Annotated in this window: 17 protein-coding genes; 6 read left to right on the top strand and 11 right to left on the bottom strand. The window is 50.8% G+C overall.

What is annotated here, in order from left to right; translation table 11 throughout:
* Positions 1 to 535: 535 nt before the first annotated feature.
* The 4 genes from GQS_RS06735 to GQS_RS06720 all read right to left on the bottom strand — a co-directional run bounded on the left by GQS_RS06735 (position 536) and on the right by GQS_RS06720 (position 4,320).
* The gene (locus tag GQS_RS06735; RefSeq protein WP_014012925.1) at positions 536 to 1,192 is read right to left on the bottom strand and encodes a DUF257 family protein; all 657 of its coding nucleotides are present in this window, start codon (positions 1,190 to 1,192) and stop codon (positions 536 to 538) included.
* A 116-nt stretch (positions 1,193 to 1,308) separates the two neighbouring features.
* Entirely contained in the window at positions 1,309 to 2,217 is a 909-nt protein-coding gene (locus GQS_RS06730) for a TIGR00269 family protein (RefSeq protein WP_014012924.1), read from the bottom strand.
* 47 nt (positions 2,218 to 2,264) lie between these two features.
* Positions 2,265 to 2,792, bottom strand: coding sequence for a hypothetical protein (locus tag GQS_RS06725; protein ID WP_148236378.1), 528 nt, complete (start codon positions 2,790 to 2,792; stop codon positions 2,265 to 2,267).
* A 61-nt stretch (positions 2,793 to 2,853) separates the two neighbouring features.
* A complete protein-coding gene (locus GQS_RS06720) occupies positions 2,854 to 4,320 on the bottom strand; it encodes an NAD(P)/FAD-dependent oxidoreductase (RefSeq protein ID WP_014012922.1) in 1,467 nt (488 codons plus the stop codon).
* 158 nt (positions 4,321 to 4,478) lie between these two features.
* Here GQS_RS06720 and GQS_RS06715 point away from each other — a divergent pair, with 158 nt between their 5' ends.
* The 5 genes from GQS_RS06715 to hisS all read left to right on the top strand — a co-directional run bounded on the left by GQS_RS06715 (position 4,479) and on the right by hisS (position 9,415).
* Entirely contained in the window at positions 4,479 to 5,036 is a 558-nt protein-coding gene (locus tag GQS_RS06715) for an HPP family protein (RefSeq protein ID WP_014012921.1), read from the top strand.
* A 36-nt stretch (positions 5,037 to 5,072) separates the two neighbouring features.
* Positions 5,073 to 6,215: a cation:proton antiporter gene (locus tag GQS_RS06710; protein WP_014012920.1), complete on the top strand. Its 1,143-nt coding sequence runs from the start codon at positions 5,073 to 5,075 to the stop codon at positions 6,213 to 6,215.
* A 1-nt stretch (position 6,216) separates the two neighbouring features.
* The gene (locus tag GQS_RS06705; protein WP_014012919.1) at positions 6,217 to 7,341 is read left to right on the top strand and encodes a cation:proton antiporter; all 1,125 of its coding nucleotides are present in this window, start codon (positions 6,217 to 6,219) and stop codon (positions 7,339 to 7,341) included.
* A gap of 55 nt (positions 7,342 to 7,396) precedes the next feature.
* Entirely contained in the window at positions 7,397 to 8,011 is a 615-nt protein-coding gene (locus GQS_RS06700) for a MarC family protein (protein WP_014012918.1), read from the top strand.
* A 96-nt stretch (positions 8,012 to 8,107) separates the two neighbouring features.
* Positions 8,108 to 9,415 carry a histidine--tRNA ligase gene (hisS, locus tag GQS_RS06695; RefSeq protein ID WP_014012917.1) on the top strand — a complete coding sequence of 436 codons (1,308 nt, stop codon included), beginning with the start codon at positions 8,108 to 8,110 and terminating at the stop codon, positions 9,413 to 9,415.
* Positions 9,416 to 9,437: 22 nt separating this feature from the next.
* Here hisS and GQS_RS06690 read toward each other — a convergent pair whose 3' ends face one another.
* Positions 9,438 to 9,836 (bottom strand): hypothetical protein, encoded by a 399-nt coding sequence (locus tag GQS_RS06690; protein ID WP_014012916.1) that lies wholly within the window; start codon positions 9,834 to 9,836, stop codon positions 9,438 to 9,440.
* Between the two features lie 198 nt (positions 9,837 to 10,034).
* Between GQS_RS06690 and GQS_RS10900 the strand changes: the two genes are divergently transcribed.
* A complete protein-coding gene (locus GQS_RS10900; RefSeq protein WP_148236377.1) occupies positions 10,035 to 10,319 on the top strand; it encodes a hypothetical protein in 285 nt (94 codons plus the stop codon).
* Positions 10,320 to 10,503: 184 nt separating this feature from the next.
* Here GQS_RS10900 and GQS_RS06680 read toward each other — a convergent pair whose 3' ends face one another.
* The 6 genes from GQS_RS06680 to GQS_RS06655 all read right to left on the bottom strand — a co-directional run bounded on the left by GQS_RS06680 (position 10,504) and on the right by GQS_RS06655 (position 14,669).
* The gene (locus GQS_RS06680; RefSeq protein ID WP_014012914.1) at positions 10,504 to 11,019 is read right to left on the bottom strand and encodes a hypothetical protein; all 516 of its coding nucleotides are present in this window, start codon (positions 11,017 to 11,019) and stop codon (positions 10,504 to 10,506) included.
* On the bottom strand, positions 11,016 to 11,747 hold the full coding sequence (locus tag GQS_RS06675) for a hypothetical protein (protein ID WP_014012913.1): 732 nt from the start codon (positions 11,745 to 11,747) through the stop codon (positions 11,016 to 11,018). The genes GQS_RS06680 and GQS_RS06675 overlap by 4 nt, the downstream gene beginning before the upstream one ends.
* Before the next feature lie 762 nt (positions 11,748 to 12,509).
* Positions 12,510 to 13,031 carry a hypothetical protein gene (locus GQS_RS06670; protein WP_014012911.1) on the bottom strand — a complete coding sequence of 174 codons (522 nt, stop codon included), beginning with the start codon at positions 13,029 to 13,031 and terminating at the stop codon, positions 12,510 to 12,512.
* A 4-nt stretch (positions 13,032 to 13,035) separates the two neighbouring features.
* Entirely contained in the window at positions 13,036 to 13,701 is a 666-nt protein-coding gene (locus tag GQS_RS06665; protein ID WP_014012910.1) for a hypothetical protein, read from the bottom strand.
* A gap of 78 nt (positions 13,702 to 13,779) precedes the next feature.
* On the bottom strand, positions 13,780 to 14,127 hold the full coding sequence (locus GQS_RS06660; protein ID WP_014012909.1) for a hypothetical protein: 348 nt from the start codon (positions 14,125 to 14,127) through the stop codon (positions 13,780 to 13,782).
* A gap of 14 nt (positions 14,128 to 14,141) precedes the next feature.
* Positions 14,142 to 14,669 carry a hypothetical protein gene (locus tag GQS_RS06655; RefSeq protein ID WP_238515724.1) on the bottom strand — a complete coding sequence of 176 codons (528 nt, stop codon included), beginning with the start codon at positions 14,667 to 14,669 and terminating at the stop codon, positions 14,142 to 14,144.
* Positions 14,670 to 14,672: the final 3 nt, after the last annotated feature.

The following is a 14,672-nucleotide window of genomic DNA, read 5'->3' as shown; positions in this document are numbered from 1 at the left end:
AAGTTTCTCCCTGATCCCGGGATCGCTTTTTCCGGCGGTTGTCTTTGATGATGTGATAACGGCTGCAGGGGCAGGGGGAATACCGGCTTTCTCTATTTTTGGTTTGTACGAGAAAGCCGTTTTTGTCGAGGATACATGAGGTATGGATGGATACTGTTCTCTGACAATTTTGGGGTTTACTATCTCAAATGGCGTATTACCTTCCAGCGTTATGGTTACTGTGGGGGGTATCGGCCGGCTTTGATTTGTACTTTGGCCATATCCTGTCCAGAACCCCACCGCTGCGGTCATAATTGCAATAGTAATTATAATTGCAGCAACTCTTTTCATGGTGCTCCCCAGATTCTAATTGTGCAAATCTTGATACTTAAGCTTTTTTCTTTGGACCTATGTAAAATGATACTTATCTGGGAGGACATATGTAACTTGGAAGTTTGTATATTTCAAGCGACAATGCTTTGTGTTATCGATACTAACAACAAGTTGGAAAAGAGTGGACCTCAATGAACATTTAATCGTCTAGCATGGGGTCTGATTACATCTTTATCGTCATTCCCTCAAGTTTCGGGTCCACCGACTTCAGCACCCTGAACTCAGTCGCCTTGTCCTTTCTCGATATCTGAATTACGGTGGTTGCGATGTCCTCCAGGAGCCTGACGACCGGTTGCCTCATGCCGTCTATGACGTTGGCCTTTAGGAACTGGACGGCAAGCCGCCTCTCGTCGCCAACGTATTTGGATATGGCGCTGATTATGACCTGGACGTTCTTCGGTGAGAACTCCGATGCCACGAAGAGCTTCTCAAGGCCCACCACCGCGGTGAGGGTTGGCCCTTCTGATTCGAGGAGCTCGGTGTAGGTTTCCATGAACTTCTTTGCCAGAATCACCGGCTCGGAGATGTCCCTTATCCACCCGACGACTTCCCCGGTTTCTATCGTGCCGCCTATCTTGATGACCTTCATGTTGTCCAGGATTCCGTCATCCAGGCCCGCGAGCCGCGCCTTGGCCTTCAGGATGTGGAGCGAGTCCAGGATGTCGATGACCGCAACCTTGTATCCCTTGCTCCTGCCCCAGCTCACCGCCTGGTAGAAGCCGAAGTACTGATCCCCGCTGTCCGTCCTCTCCATGAGGACTATCTCGCCCATCCTCAGGGATTCCCAGATGTTCATCATGAGGCCGTCAGGTACGCTCATTTTTATCACCTCATTACTTGTGGTGCTGATGATGTAGAAAAATATTCCAGTGGATTTAAATAGTCTTTCGTCTTACTCCCTCTCTCTCGAAAGCAGTCCTTTGGAATGAGGAGGGATCAGAGTTTGAAGTTTACTGGCTCCTCCCTGCGCCAGAACCTGCAGAATGAACAGACCTCGCCGCTGGCGGGCATGCCGCAGACCCTGCACTCCCTGAGGTCGGCCTCTTGGAGCTCCTTCTCGAAGAGGGCCTTCTTCCTGAGGTAGCCCTTCACGAAGTTTATCTTCGTTCCCGGCCGCCTCTCCTCCATCTCGTTGAGTATGCCCTTAACCTCTATCGTAGTGGCCCCGACCGCGTGGGGGCATTCCTCGATGTGGTACTCTATGCCGTTGGCGAGGGCGTAGGCGACTACCTCCCTCTCTGTCACCTCGTAGAGCGGCTTTATCTTCTTCACGAGCTTCCCGTTGAACTGCGCCGGGGTTATCGGTCCCTGTTTGGCTAAATACTGCGTGTTCCAGTTCATCAGGTTGGCGAAGATGAAGCTGGCCTCGTCGTCAAGGTTGTGACCGGTCGCCACCGCGTCAAAGCCGTTGTCGTAGGCGAACTTGTTGAAGATGTACCTCTTCGTTAGCCCGCAGTAGGAGCAGGTCGGTCTTCTGGTTCTAACCTCTCCGATGCCCTTTCCGAGCAGCTCCTTAACGCGGACGATGTGGAGGGGAACTCCCAAAGCCTCGCACTGCCTTTTGGCGTACTCCTCGCTCTTCTCGGAGTACTCGCCGATTCCCAGGTTGATGTGGAGGCACTCGATGTCGTAGCCGAGCTTCTTGAGGACGTAAGCGGTAACGGCAGAGTCCTTTCCCCCGCTCACAACAACCAGAATCCTCTCGCCGGGTTTTATCAGCTTGTAGCGCTCTATCGTGCGTTTGACCTTTCTCTCAAAGTACTCGGTGAAGTGTTCGGGGCACAGGTACATCCTTGGGTAGTGGAGTTTTATGAACGCCGGCCTCTCGCAGAACTTGCACCTCATGGGCATTTCTCCCACCGAAAATTAGAAGAGATTGGGGGCTTTTAACGTTAACCTCTCTTTATCTTAAACGGATACGTGCCCTTCTTTTTCGCCACGATGGCGGCGTAGTAGAACTTATCCTTTCTCCACTCGTTTGCCACGTGCTCGGTGCTCTTCATGAGCTTGATGTACACCTCCTGGATGTCGTCGTACTCCCTCACGACCGGCCGTCCCTGCTTTGCCGTTCGTACCTTGATCTTCGGGACGTCCCTCTTGAGGATCAGGCCCCTCCTTTCATATTCGATTCCCCCGAACTTGCCCGCGTAGGCCCTCCCTGCGCTGTCCACGATAATCAGTGTCGCGCTCTTTGGCATGCCATCCAGAAGGGCGCGTTTGTTTATCTTTACTGCGTGTTTGACCGCAACCTTGGTATTCTGCCGGTTCTTGGGGGTTATGTTGTATTCCGGGTCCTTGAACATCCTGACGATGTTGAGGCCCCTGCTGAGATCGAGCTCCTCCTCCCATTCCCTTTCCTTCCTCCCTGATAGAACCAGGTACGCAACCGCCGAGCCTATCACCATTGCGAGCGCTTCCACACAACCACCCAGAAAATAAATATGAATTGAGGTTTAGAAACTTTACTGGATTATGTTGGAACTACCCGTCGAGGGTCTCTATCGAGTGCCTCCAGTTCCCGGGTTTCCTGAAGTCCTTCTCCGTGAAAATGCCCTCCTTCTTGAGTATCCCCCTCGCGGCGAGCAATCCGGTGGCGGCCGCGTTCACTATGTCCCTGCTCAAGCCTGCACCGTCGCCGGCGGCGAAGATGCCCTCTATGCTCGTCTCAAGGTTCTCGTCCACCTCGACCTTCATTGCGTAGTACTTTATCTCCGGCGCGTAGAGCAGGGTGTGGTCGCTCGCAACGCCCGGAAGAACGCGGTCGAGCTTTTCAAGCCCCTCTATGATGTTGGTCACGACGCGGTGCGGCAGGGCCATCGCTATGTCCCCCGGCGTGACGTGCCTCAGGGTCGGCTCAACGTCGCTCCTCTTTATGCGTGCCCACGTGCTCCTCCTACCCCTCCTGAGGTCGCCGAGGCGCTGGAGGAGCGGTTTGCCGCCGCCGATCGTCGTCGCGAGCTGTGCTATGCTCTTCCCGTAGGCCGTCGTGTCCTCAACCGGCTCGGTCAGCTCTATCCTCGTCAGGAATGCGAAGTTGGTGTTGTTGCTCTTCTTCTCGTGCATCGAGTGCCCGTTGACGCCGACGTAGGAGTCGTACTTCTCCTCGACGACGAAGCCGTTTGGATTGGTGCAGAATGTTCTAACGAAGTCGTCGTAGGTGTCGGTGTAGATGTGGAACTTGGGGTCGTGGTTTATGCTCGTTATCGGCTCCATCACTATCGCGGGAACCTCAACCCTGACTCCAACGTCGATCGGCCCGTGCCTCGCCTCAAGCCCTATCCTCTGGGCCACGTCGTGGAACCAGTCCGCTCCGCCCCTCCCAGGGGCGACGATTATGTAGCGGGCGCTGATCGTGAAGATGTTCTTCCCCCGCTTCACCTTCACCCAGCCTTTCCCGAACTCAAGGGCCTTGGTCCAGAGGAGAAACTCGACGCCTCTGCCCTCGAGGTGCCTCTTTATGTCGGCTATGACCTCGGGCGTCCTGTCAGAGCCTATGTGGCGCTGGATTATGGGGATGAACTTCACACCCGCCTGCGCCGCCTTCTGCTCCCAGTAGCGGATCTCCTCCGGGTTTCCCCTGAACAGGTTTCTGGGCGACCTGTGGCGCAGGAGAATCCTGTCAACCTCCCAGACGAGCTGCCAGGCGTAGTTCTCATCGTCGGTCAGCTCGCTCAGATCGCCGCCTATGTCCGGGCGGAGGTTTATCGTGCCGTCGCTTAGACCGCCGGCACCGCCCACCCCGCTCATTATGTGGCAGGGCTGACAGCCAATGCAGTAGCCGAGATCGTACATCGGGCAGATCCTCTGCTCGACGTTGCCGCCTTCCTCTATCACAAGGACCCTAAAATCGCCCTTTTCCGCCAGCTCGTAGGCCGCGAAAAGGCCAGCGGGGCCGGCACCTATAATCACGACATCGTAGGTCTTTCCGTTTTCTGCTTCAGAAACCATATTTCCCTTGCCTATGTCTCTGAGTGGCCACTTAAAAAGTTTTTGGCAAGTTTTTGGTTAACCTGTCTGGGATGTGCAGTGCTTTTAACATTTAGCACTCAAAAAACTCTCCGAAATCTTTAAACACTTTCGCACATTAGTGTTTAAACGTGGGGCGTATGGACACTTTGAATGCTGGAGAGAAATCCCATGAGGCCAAGGCGAAGAAGATACGAATAATCCACAGCAAGCGCAGAATGCTCCAGCTCAGGAGGAAGGAGGAACTGAGCTATAACATCCGCTACATCTCCAAGGTCCCGGTGAGGATCGCCATGGACCGGGATTTCCTCGTTCTCCATCCGAGTGATTCCCTTTCCAGGCTTGTCCAGGAGCTCCGGGGCGAAGAAAGCTCCGCGGTCGTTACAGACGAGGAAGGGCGCCTCATGGGCTTCATCACGATGAAGGACCTCCTCCACTTTTTCGAACCTCCCAGGAGGTACTCCATAGTTGGCGTTGGTCTCCTGAAGAAGTACTCTGTAAACCGTGCCTCCAACGTCTCTGACATAATGGTCAGGAGGCCCGTAACGATCCACGTCGATGACAACCTCGGCAGGGCGATAAAGGTCATGATAGAGACCGGAAAGCACCATCTCCCCGTCGTTGATGATGAGAACCGCGTCCACGGCGTCCTGGAGGTCAAGGACATAATCCGTCTGATACGCATAGTGTCTGAGTAAACCGCTCGAATCTAAAGCGTCTAAGGGATGATAATCATGGACGTATTCCTGGAGCTGGCGCTGATACTCGTGGTTGCAAAGCTGTTCGGCTACCTCACGGTTCGGCTTGGCTTTCCAGCCGCCCTCGGGCAGCTCCTCGGTGGAATCCTCATAGGACCATCCCTGCTGAATCTGGTGGCCTACGATGAGGGAGTGAGACTCGTTGCCGAGCTTGGGGTCGTCATGCTCCTTTTCCTGGCGGGCCTTGAGACCGACGTTGAGGAGTTCAAGAACGTGGGTGTCCCTGCTTTCATAGTGGCGGTTCTCGGTGTCATAATACCCTTCGTTCTGGGCTACGTCGGAGCCCTCGCGTGGGGCTATTCGGACATTCAGGCACTCTTTCTCGGTGGAATCCTCACGGCCACGAGCGTCGGCCTCACCACGAGCATACTCATGGAGATGAAGAAGCTGAGGAGCCGCGTGGGAACGACGATCCTCGCCGCCGCGGTCGTCGACGACGTCCTCGGCATCATAATTCTGACGGTTCTTGTCGCCATGAACACAAAGGGCAGCGTCTATCCTGTGGATGTCCTCATAATCCTCGGTGAGGTCACCCTGTTCTTTATCCTCGGCCTCCTCCTCGGCAGTCCGGCAGTAAAGGAGGCCCTCAGGGCATCAGAGAGGATAAACCTGCCCGAGACCATAACGGCCTTCGCCATAGCCATAATGCTCATCTTCGCCTCCATAGCCGAGCGGTTCCAGCTGGCGGGCATAACCGGCGCTTACTTAGCCGGTCTCATCGTGGCAGGCAGTGCCGAGGCAAGGGAGGTGACGAGCAAGACCCTGACCATCGGTTACTCCCTCTTCATACCCGTTTTCCTCGTCAGCATAGGTGTCGAGACCGACATCCACGTTCTGGCCCACATCGGAGCTTTTGCAGGACTTTACGCGGTTCTGGCGATAGCCGGAAAGATACTCGGCTGCGGTATCGGTGGACTGCTGACCAGGTTCAAGGGCAGGGAGGCCCTGCAGATTGGAATGGGAATGGTTCCGAGGATGGAGGTCGCGCTCATCATGGCCAACATCGGACTGAAAGAAGGGGTGTTCGACAGGGGGACGTTTTCGATACCGGTCAGCATGGTGATAATAACAACGCTTGTAACGCCTTTCCTCCTCAAGTGGGCGTTCTCGAGGGAGTGATATGGAGATACTCCTCCTGATGGCCCTCATGCTGGCAATGGCCAAACTCGTGGGCTACCTCTTCGAGCGCCTCGGTCAGCCGGTGGTGCTGGGGCAGATATTCGGGGGTCTCCTCATAGGGATATTCTTTGACACCAACCCGGTAATCGGCCAGTTCGCCAACCTGGGCGTCCTCCTGCTTCTCTTCATGGCCGGTCTTGAGAGCGAGCTGGAGGAGTTCAAGCGCGTTGGAAAGCAGAGCGTGGTGGTCGCGGGCCTGGGAGTCCTTGTGGCGTTCGTCTTCGGGTTCTCGGTTGCTTACTTTTTCGTCCCCATCCACGAGGCGGTTCTCTACGGCGCCATGATGACCCCGACGAGCGTCAGCATAACCGTCAAGGTTCTCATGGAACTCAGGAGGCTCAACACCCGCGAGGGGACGACGATCCTCGCCGCCGCGGTCGTCGACGACGTCCTCGGCATCCTCATCCTCACCATTGCGATATCCATGATCAAGGGCGGCGCGGTCAACTACGCGAGCCTAGCCGAGGTCGTGGTCTCGGTCTCGCTCCTCCTTTTCTTCTTTCTCTACTTCGGACCCGGCCTCGCCGACAGGGCGTTCCGCTTCATCTCGCGCATAGACCTGCCCGAGGCGGAGACCGCGTTCGCCCTGATATTTCTGATAGCCTTCGCCTTCCTTGCGGAGCACCTGAACCTCGCTTCGATACTCGGCGCCTACCTCACGGGCCTCGCCCTCGGCCAGAGCTCCAGGAAAAAGTCGATAATGGATCACATGAACGTCCTGGGGTACTCCCTCTTCATCCCGCTGTTCTTCGTCGAGGTCGGCATGAGGATAGAACTGGGCTACATCCTCCACGCGGGGGCCTTCGCGGTCCTCTACACCCTCGCGGCCGTGCTCAGTAAGGTACTCGGCTGTGGCCTCGGTGCAAGGGTCTCCGGGTTCGACTGGAACTCCTCCCTCAGGATAGGCGTCGGCATGATACCCAGGCTGGGTGTGGAGCTGGCGATGCTGGCCGTTGCAATCGGGAGCGGAATAATCGGCCCCGACGCCCTGACGGTGGCGATCCTCATGGTATTCGTCACGACGGTGATAACGCCGCCCCTCCTCAAGTCCCTCTACACCAGGTAACCCGAGTGCACACTTTATGGCATAGCTTTATAAAACCCTCACCGCAGTGGCGAACATGAGCGAGTGGCTTTCGATACTCAGTTCGGCACTGTTCATGCTCATCATGATAGACCCGAGCGACAAGATACTCCTGGTCAGCCTCCTGAGGGAGGACTTCCACATAGAGGACATAAAGACCCTCATAGTGAGGGCGAACCTGATAGGCTTTCTCCTACTCTTCCTGTTCGCGGTTTCCGGCCAGATAATTCTCCAGGAGATATTCCATATCGACATAAACGCCCTCCGCGTCGCCGGGGGTTTCGTCCTCTTCAAGATAGGTCTCGAGGCCCTCGAGAGCGGTGGAATGCTGACCCTCAAGAGGGAGAAGAACATACTGGCTCTGGCCGCGGTTCCGGTTGCAACTCCCCTGATAGCCGGCCCCGCCGCGATAACCACCGCGATAACCCTGACCGCCGAGAAGGGCCTCTACCACGCCACCGCGGCGGTGTTCCTTGCCATCCTGATGACTGCCCTCGTCATGTTCGTGACGCTGTACCTGATCAAGAACGTCAGCAAAACGACCCTGGGCGTCTTCATAAGGATAATCGGTATGTTCACGATGGCTATTGGTGCCCAGATGATGGTTCAGGGAGTCGTGGGGATATACCTCCTGATGACTTCCGCTGCATGACGGCCCTTCGGCCCGCTGTCCTGTGAACGGGCAGGGCCAGAACTCCTGGGCTAACCTTTTAACCTCTTGAGCTTTTTCAGGAAAGGAGGGTTGAGAATGAAGGTAAGGCTTGAAAAGGTTAAGGGAACGCGAGACCTGCTCCCGGAGGAGATGGCGAAGAGGAGATGGGTTTTCGAGAGAATCCGTGAGGTCTTCGAGCGGTATAACTTTCATGAGGTTCTCACGCCCACCTTTGAGTACACCGAGCTCTTCAAGCTGAGGAGCGGTGAGGAGGTTGTCGAGCAGCTCTACGCCTTCGACGACAAGGGCGGACGGAACCTCTCGCTCAGACCCGACATGACGTCCAGCGTCGCGAGGCTCTACGTCAACGGCTTCCAGAACGCCCCGAAGCCCGTTAAATGGTACTACATGGCCAACATGTTCCGCTATGAGGAACCCCAGAGCGGCCGTTACCGCGAGTTCTGGCAGGCAGGGGTGGAGCTCCTCGGAAGCGATAAAGTTGAGGCGGACGCGGAGGTTATAGCGCTCTTCGTTGAGAGCTACCTCGCCACCGGTTTGGAGGACTTCACCGTGAACATAGGCGACCGCGTTCTCCTCGATGAGTTCGCAAAGATGCTCGGCGTCGAGGACGACATAGGCCTGATGAGGCTCATAGACAAGAAGGACAAGATGAGCCGCGAGGACTTCGTTAAAGCTTTGAAAGACTTTGGGCTGGACGATGAGGGCGTCGAGAAAGTTCTGGCGCTGGTGGAGATAAAGGGCCTCCCCGAGGAGGTTCTTCCGAAGGCAGAGGAGCTTTTCGCGGGCGAGGCGGCGAGGGCCGAGATTGGCCGCCTCTACGGGCTGGTCGATTTGCTTGATGCCTACGGCGTCTCGAAGTGGATAAGGATAGACCTCGGAATAGCGAGGGGCTTCGACTACTACACGAGCATAGTCTTTGAAGCAATCGCCCCCAACGACCTCGGCATAGGCTCGATAGGCGGCGGCGGCCGCTACGACAACCTCATCTCCGTCTTCGGCGGAAAACCAACTCCGGCGACGGGCTTTGCCATCGGAATCGAGCGCCTCATTCCGATACTCGAGTGGAAGGGGCTCATCCCGGAGCCGAAGCTCAGGCCAGATGTCTACGTCGTGCCCATAGGGAAGGACGCCGAGCTGAGGAGGGCCGCCGTTGAGGTAACGAGCGCTCTGAGGGCCGCGGGCGTCAAAACCGACTGCGAGCTAACCGGAAGAAAGCTCAGGAAGGCACTCGATTACGCTGGAAAGCTCGGTGTTCCGTACGTCGTCCTCGTTGGAAAGAAGGACCTGGCGGAAGGAAAGGTCACGGTAAGGGACATGGAGAGCGGAGAGCAGAGAACGGTGGAAAAGGAGAAGGTTGTGGAGGTCATCGTTGGGATACTGTGATTTTAGTTCCACTTTGGCCTTTTCAATCATTTCCTGGCCTCCGTTCATTGCCATTTTTTGTGAGGCGTCCAACTGCTATCGCCAGTAATTTTTTGATGTTCTTCCATGTGACGTACCTGCATTTACGTGCATTTTCATAACCCGCCGCCCAGAGGGCTGGTACTGTTACAAACACGAGCAGCCGGTATGGCTGGGAAATATGGTCTTCGAGTATCATCATCGGGCCGAATAGAATGTAGATAAAAACTAGGCTGGACAGTGTCGTGCTGTCTTCCAGCAGGAACAGGAACGCGAGGACCAATGGGGCTAAACTCAGGAAGACTATGTCCTCCGTACCAAACGGCCCCTTGGAAAGGAACATTCCCAAATTAACGTCGAAATGAAAAAGAGAATATATAGAGTGCAGGCATTCCCTCTTCATCTTAACCACCACTCATGTTCGGAATCTTTCGTTATGGCAGCTTCTTTTATCTAATTGGCGAGCCAGTTAATGCTGGAGGATCATTGATGAGAAATTTCCAGGATAAGCATTCCTGAGTATGTTATACCGATGGCTTGCAGATACAAACTGCCGATATTAACCCCATCAATTATGATTGCCAGTACGGAGGGCAAAAATGTGAACATGAAGGCACGTGTCTTTCTAGTTGGGGTAATCCTGAGCCTACTTAGCACAATCTCCCACATTGTGAACGTTTTGTCTATTAAAAGCCATGGGGTAAACAGGACGAGGAGCCACAAGATGGGACTTCCAAGACACGCCCCTGCAAAGTTTGCAATAGTAATTCAGTACGGAATGAACGTTGTCTTTTCAAAGAATTTCTCCCAAGTAGTAGACCGGAACAATATTCCAAAGGCTAGGCTCCAAAATATAACAAGGTGTAGTAATATTGGCTGTTTGTAATTTCTCCCCACCAAAAAGTAAAGATAATTGAAATGGCAGTGACAATAACCACTACACCTTTTGTAATTGCACCTCTCATAATTATCCCCCCACTACATTGTTATTGTCTACACCGGTATTTGGTCTTGGTCCAAAGAGCCAGTCGTGGAGATTTAGTACCAACAGACCTGCAGTTAGCAACCCCCTACTCTTTATCTTTAGTATCTCTAGACTTCCTAAACTCTATGGGAATGACATAGATAACATATATTGCCATTAGAACAACTGCCTGTACTCCAAAAATTGCATGATACCACACTACAATTAACAAGGGATGTGCTAACACTATTATTAGCGCCCTCACTGGATTCTTTCGCAGATTTAGATTCTCCGTTAATTTCCTAAGAAAGATAAGCACACTATCAATCCTGAAGAGTGGTAGGAATAGCCATGTCAACCACAAAATTGCTGCAAGACCGCCCAAGAACTCCATCCCAGCCAATACCGCTGCTATCGGCAACCATAAGGGCGCAAAGACTTTCACTTCAAATCCAAAACGCTCATCTTCCAACCATGGAAGCACTATAACCAGTGCCGTTAAATACAGGTTCAGCTGAAGCAACGGGTAGGCAGTTTCAGAGTGATAGTCGCCGGTGTGAAATAAATAAGCCAGAAAAAGCAGGCCGATAACAGCTGGAATGTATCTAAGCAGTCCCTTCATGTTCCGCCTCCTTCGACGTCTTTTGTTCTTAGTGATGTCATCATCACAAGTGTCAAGAGAAGTGCCCATGCAATGGGGCCGACAATCAGCAGTAAAAGGCCTGCCCAAAGGTCCACTGTAGTCGGAACTAATGGGATGTACAAGAATATATAAACCCACGGTGTGAGTTTGATTATTTTCTTCTTAGTGCTCTCATTTTGTGAGCTAGCTAATTTGTAAAGGACTACAAATACTATTACTTCACAGATAATGAGGAAAATCCTATACATAGATGCCTCTGAGATGACGAACAGTTTGTAATTAATCCCCACAAGGCTTACGATGGCTATTATCGCAAGAAGCAAAGAGGCGACTTTACCCATATTGAAAACCCTTTCCAAGAGCAAAGTCCAGCGTACGTTCCTTAAATCTAAATACACGAAAAACCAGAATGCCGGCAAACCGACAAAAATCAGTATCCTAACAGGAAGTGATGCTTTTATGCTTGCGACCATCAAAAAACCTAGCCAATAAAAGAAGAACCCTGCAAACTTGGGATCATCCCCGACGTATACTAAGAAAAACAGGATTAGAATTACAGGCATTGTCAGCAATCCCAGAACTTTGGTTGAATGAGCACCTTCATGATGCAAGAGAACTGCAATTCCTAACTGTAAGAGACTAAAGAGATAAATAAAAAGAGAGACTTCCATATCCCCTTGAAGGGCACCCTTTCCGACATCTATCATCCCCTCCACCATGTTATAGCGTACTCTTTCATCCAATTAGCAAGCCAATTGACACTTATCTGTCCGATTATTGGTTTTACCTTCTCCTTGACTTCTGGTGGAGCTTATTGAGAGCATCTTTGATAAACTTGATATTAGCAATAGGCTGAACTTTTGATCCAAGTTTGTACGTTAAGTATGTATCGGCAGCAATGTCTGCAACTACTGCTATGTGGTCTACTTCCACGTAGGTACTGCTTTGAAGAGTGAAGCGCCGAATCCCGAGTTTATCAAAAGGCACGTCATGAATTATTTTTACTGGAACCCTTGCTCCATAAATCCCCTCCACTTGAATATCATTCTATGCGTCTTCCCAATATGGGAATATGTCTCCAATTACAAAGATATCGGGTTTTGGTATTTTGAAGTGTGCGGTGGAAGTTATGGTGGCGTAACCTTTGGCGGGTATTGTTTTGGGATCAATGTAACTGATCACTGGAGAGGTGCTTCCTGGTTGGAGTTGCAGATATCTGTTTAATATCGAGGCGTTTATGCTTGAAACAATGTCTCCCGTTACTTTTAATTGTATCCATTGTATATTGTTAGTCGGCAAGTGAGAGTTGCTTCATAGTCTCCCATGTTATATTTGGAGTACAGTGGATTGCAGTCCGATGTTACCTGTTTAAGTTTGTCGTCAGTTTTCACTTCCACTTTCACCTCGCTCCAGTGTTCTCCTCTTGTTCATCTAGTTTTGGTCACAGTCTTTTGAGGAGAGCTTATGTTTTAGCTAACGCTCCTTTCTTGGGTATAAGCTACTAAATCATGTTTCAGTACCAAGTATGTCCATAAACTAAGGAGAGCGAATATCGTGGGTTCTAGAATGTTTTGCGTGATTATGAAGATTACAAGCGAAGATCCAAAGGATAAGATAAATAACCCACGTCCTAATAATCTAACGATCATTTTGGAAATTGGCACATACAGGACAAGTACAACAATAATGTAAATCATGATATTCCTGATAAGAGTTGCTTTTGTTGAATACGCAAGAAGAGTAGGTAATAGAAAACCCACTGCAAGCAGGTTATAAATCAAAAGAATTTTGATAACCTCCGGATCTCTATGTGCACTCCATTTGTGGGTGTAGTGATGAATTTCAAGTCTAATTGCCAGATATGCTATCAAATATCCCACAACATAAATCAGCGCCCTAGAGTTCTTATTCAAGAATTCGTACATAAAACTAGTCAAAATCAAAAGAGGAAGATAAAAAGTCAGAATGTTATGAACGCGGAGTTCGTCCATGGTATCACCCCACAAAACCATCGTTATCGAAATCTCTTGGCTGTCTCCAGCCATAAAAATATGCTTCCTCCGCTATATCTGATACGAAGAGGAGTAATCCAACATATCCGAATAGTTTAGATCCAACAACTGCCAGTGATCCAGGTCCTGTTGCCTCGGTTGTTATATATCCTGCTTTTTCGAGTATCTCTGTCACTACAAATGTTCCCGAACCGCCGTATTCAACTGCGTCTTCAATCGTGGTGCCGCTGTTCTTTAGTATCTGGAATGTCGTGCTTATTGGTGGCGCATTCTCAAAGTGTATCACTATCTCCCAAGGTTGCTCCATGGCAAGTTTATCCACATAAGAGTGCCATGGGAAGCGAGGATCGATCCCAAAGTAAAACTCTGCAAAGTTCTCATCTATCGTAATCTTGATGTGGATCTCGTCATCTGGATCATTCGGAGTCACTCTAAGAGTATCCTTTGACAATGTGAGTCCTTTAAACTCGCTTGGCCAGACTTTTGCTCCCCCAACGTCGATTCCTGATATTCTGACTTGCACCGATTCTTCTGGGTTAGTTCGGAATAAGTATAAAGTACAGTCAAGGTCGTCTACATCATTTTCACCCAGCACAACTTCATCATCGCATTCTAACTTCAAATCTGCTTTCCATGACTTTACTTCCACTTTCACCTCGCTCCAGTGCTCTTCTCCTGCTTCGTTTGGTTCTCTGTCAATAGTTTAAAAACTAGAGGCTAAAGGACACTAGCTACTACTTGGCCATGTTTGATTCCCATCTGGTCTTTTTGTTAGTGTTGTATGAATTCCTAAGCCTGTGGAAATGTCCCACAATGCTCCAAGTGAGAGGGCGAGAGTTATATTATCCGTCACCGCCCATGCTGGAAGAAAATACAGTGGAAAACTAACTACAATGACTATCATGGTTTTCTCCTTGGGAGATAACCTTTTCTTCCAATACACGGCGAGGAATCCAACAATATACGCGGTGATTATAAATTGCAGGATTAGATACTTTGCAAGATAAAACGTGCTTGCTACTGAGATAAAAAACATAAAAGCGGGAATTACAAATCTACCCTCAACTGCTAGCACTCACATCACCTCCACTACACACATAATCCTGAAACGAGTAATACTGTCGTCACAACTGTTAAGATTGTGTAGATGTTAAACACAAACTTAAACGTCATTTTGTCAAAATTCGGCAAAGTGAAAAAGAAAAGGCCTGTGCCAAGTCCAACTGTAATAGAAAGGAAAACACTGTGAGTGGTAAGGTATACCGCAATCAATGGAACAATCTCAAACAAAAGGATTAACAGAGTTAGAGCGAAAATATTCCTCGGGTTCCATTCTTGTCTCTTTCTTCCTGAAAGGAATTCATCAAGACGTCCGTTGATATCCATTAATGAGTAGTACCCAATACTCGTGAGATAGAACACTAATACAGGTACTAATAATCCCCATAGCTTGGAATCAGATTCTGAGAGTATTTTTCCTGCTATGTATAATGAAAGCAGAATGGTAATAGATATTTTAAATCCCTTTGTAGTCTTTCCTTGATATATAAATGTCCCATAAATACCGGAAAAAACAAATAAGAAAAGGATTAGTAGTTTTTCGTCTAACATATTCATCAC

The organism is Thermococcus sp. 4557 (genome assembly GCF_000221185.1).
Lineage (GTDB): Archaea > Methanobacteriota_B > Thermococci > Thermococcales > Thermococcaceae > Thermococcus.
This window is presented reverse-complemented; position numbering and strand designations above follow the sequence as displayed.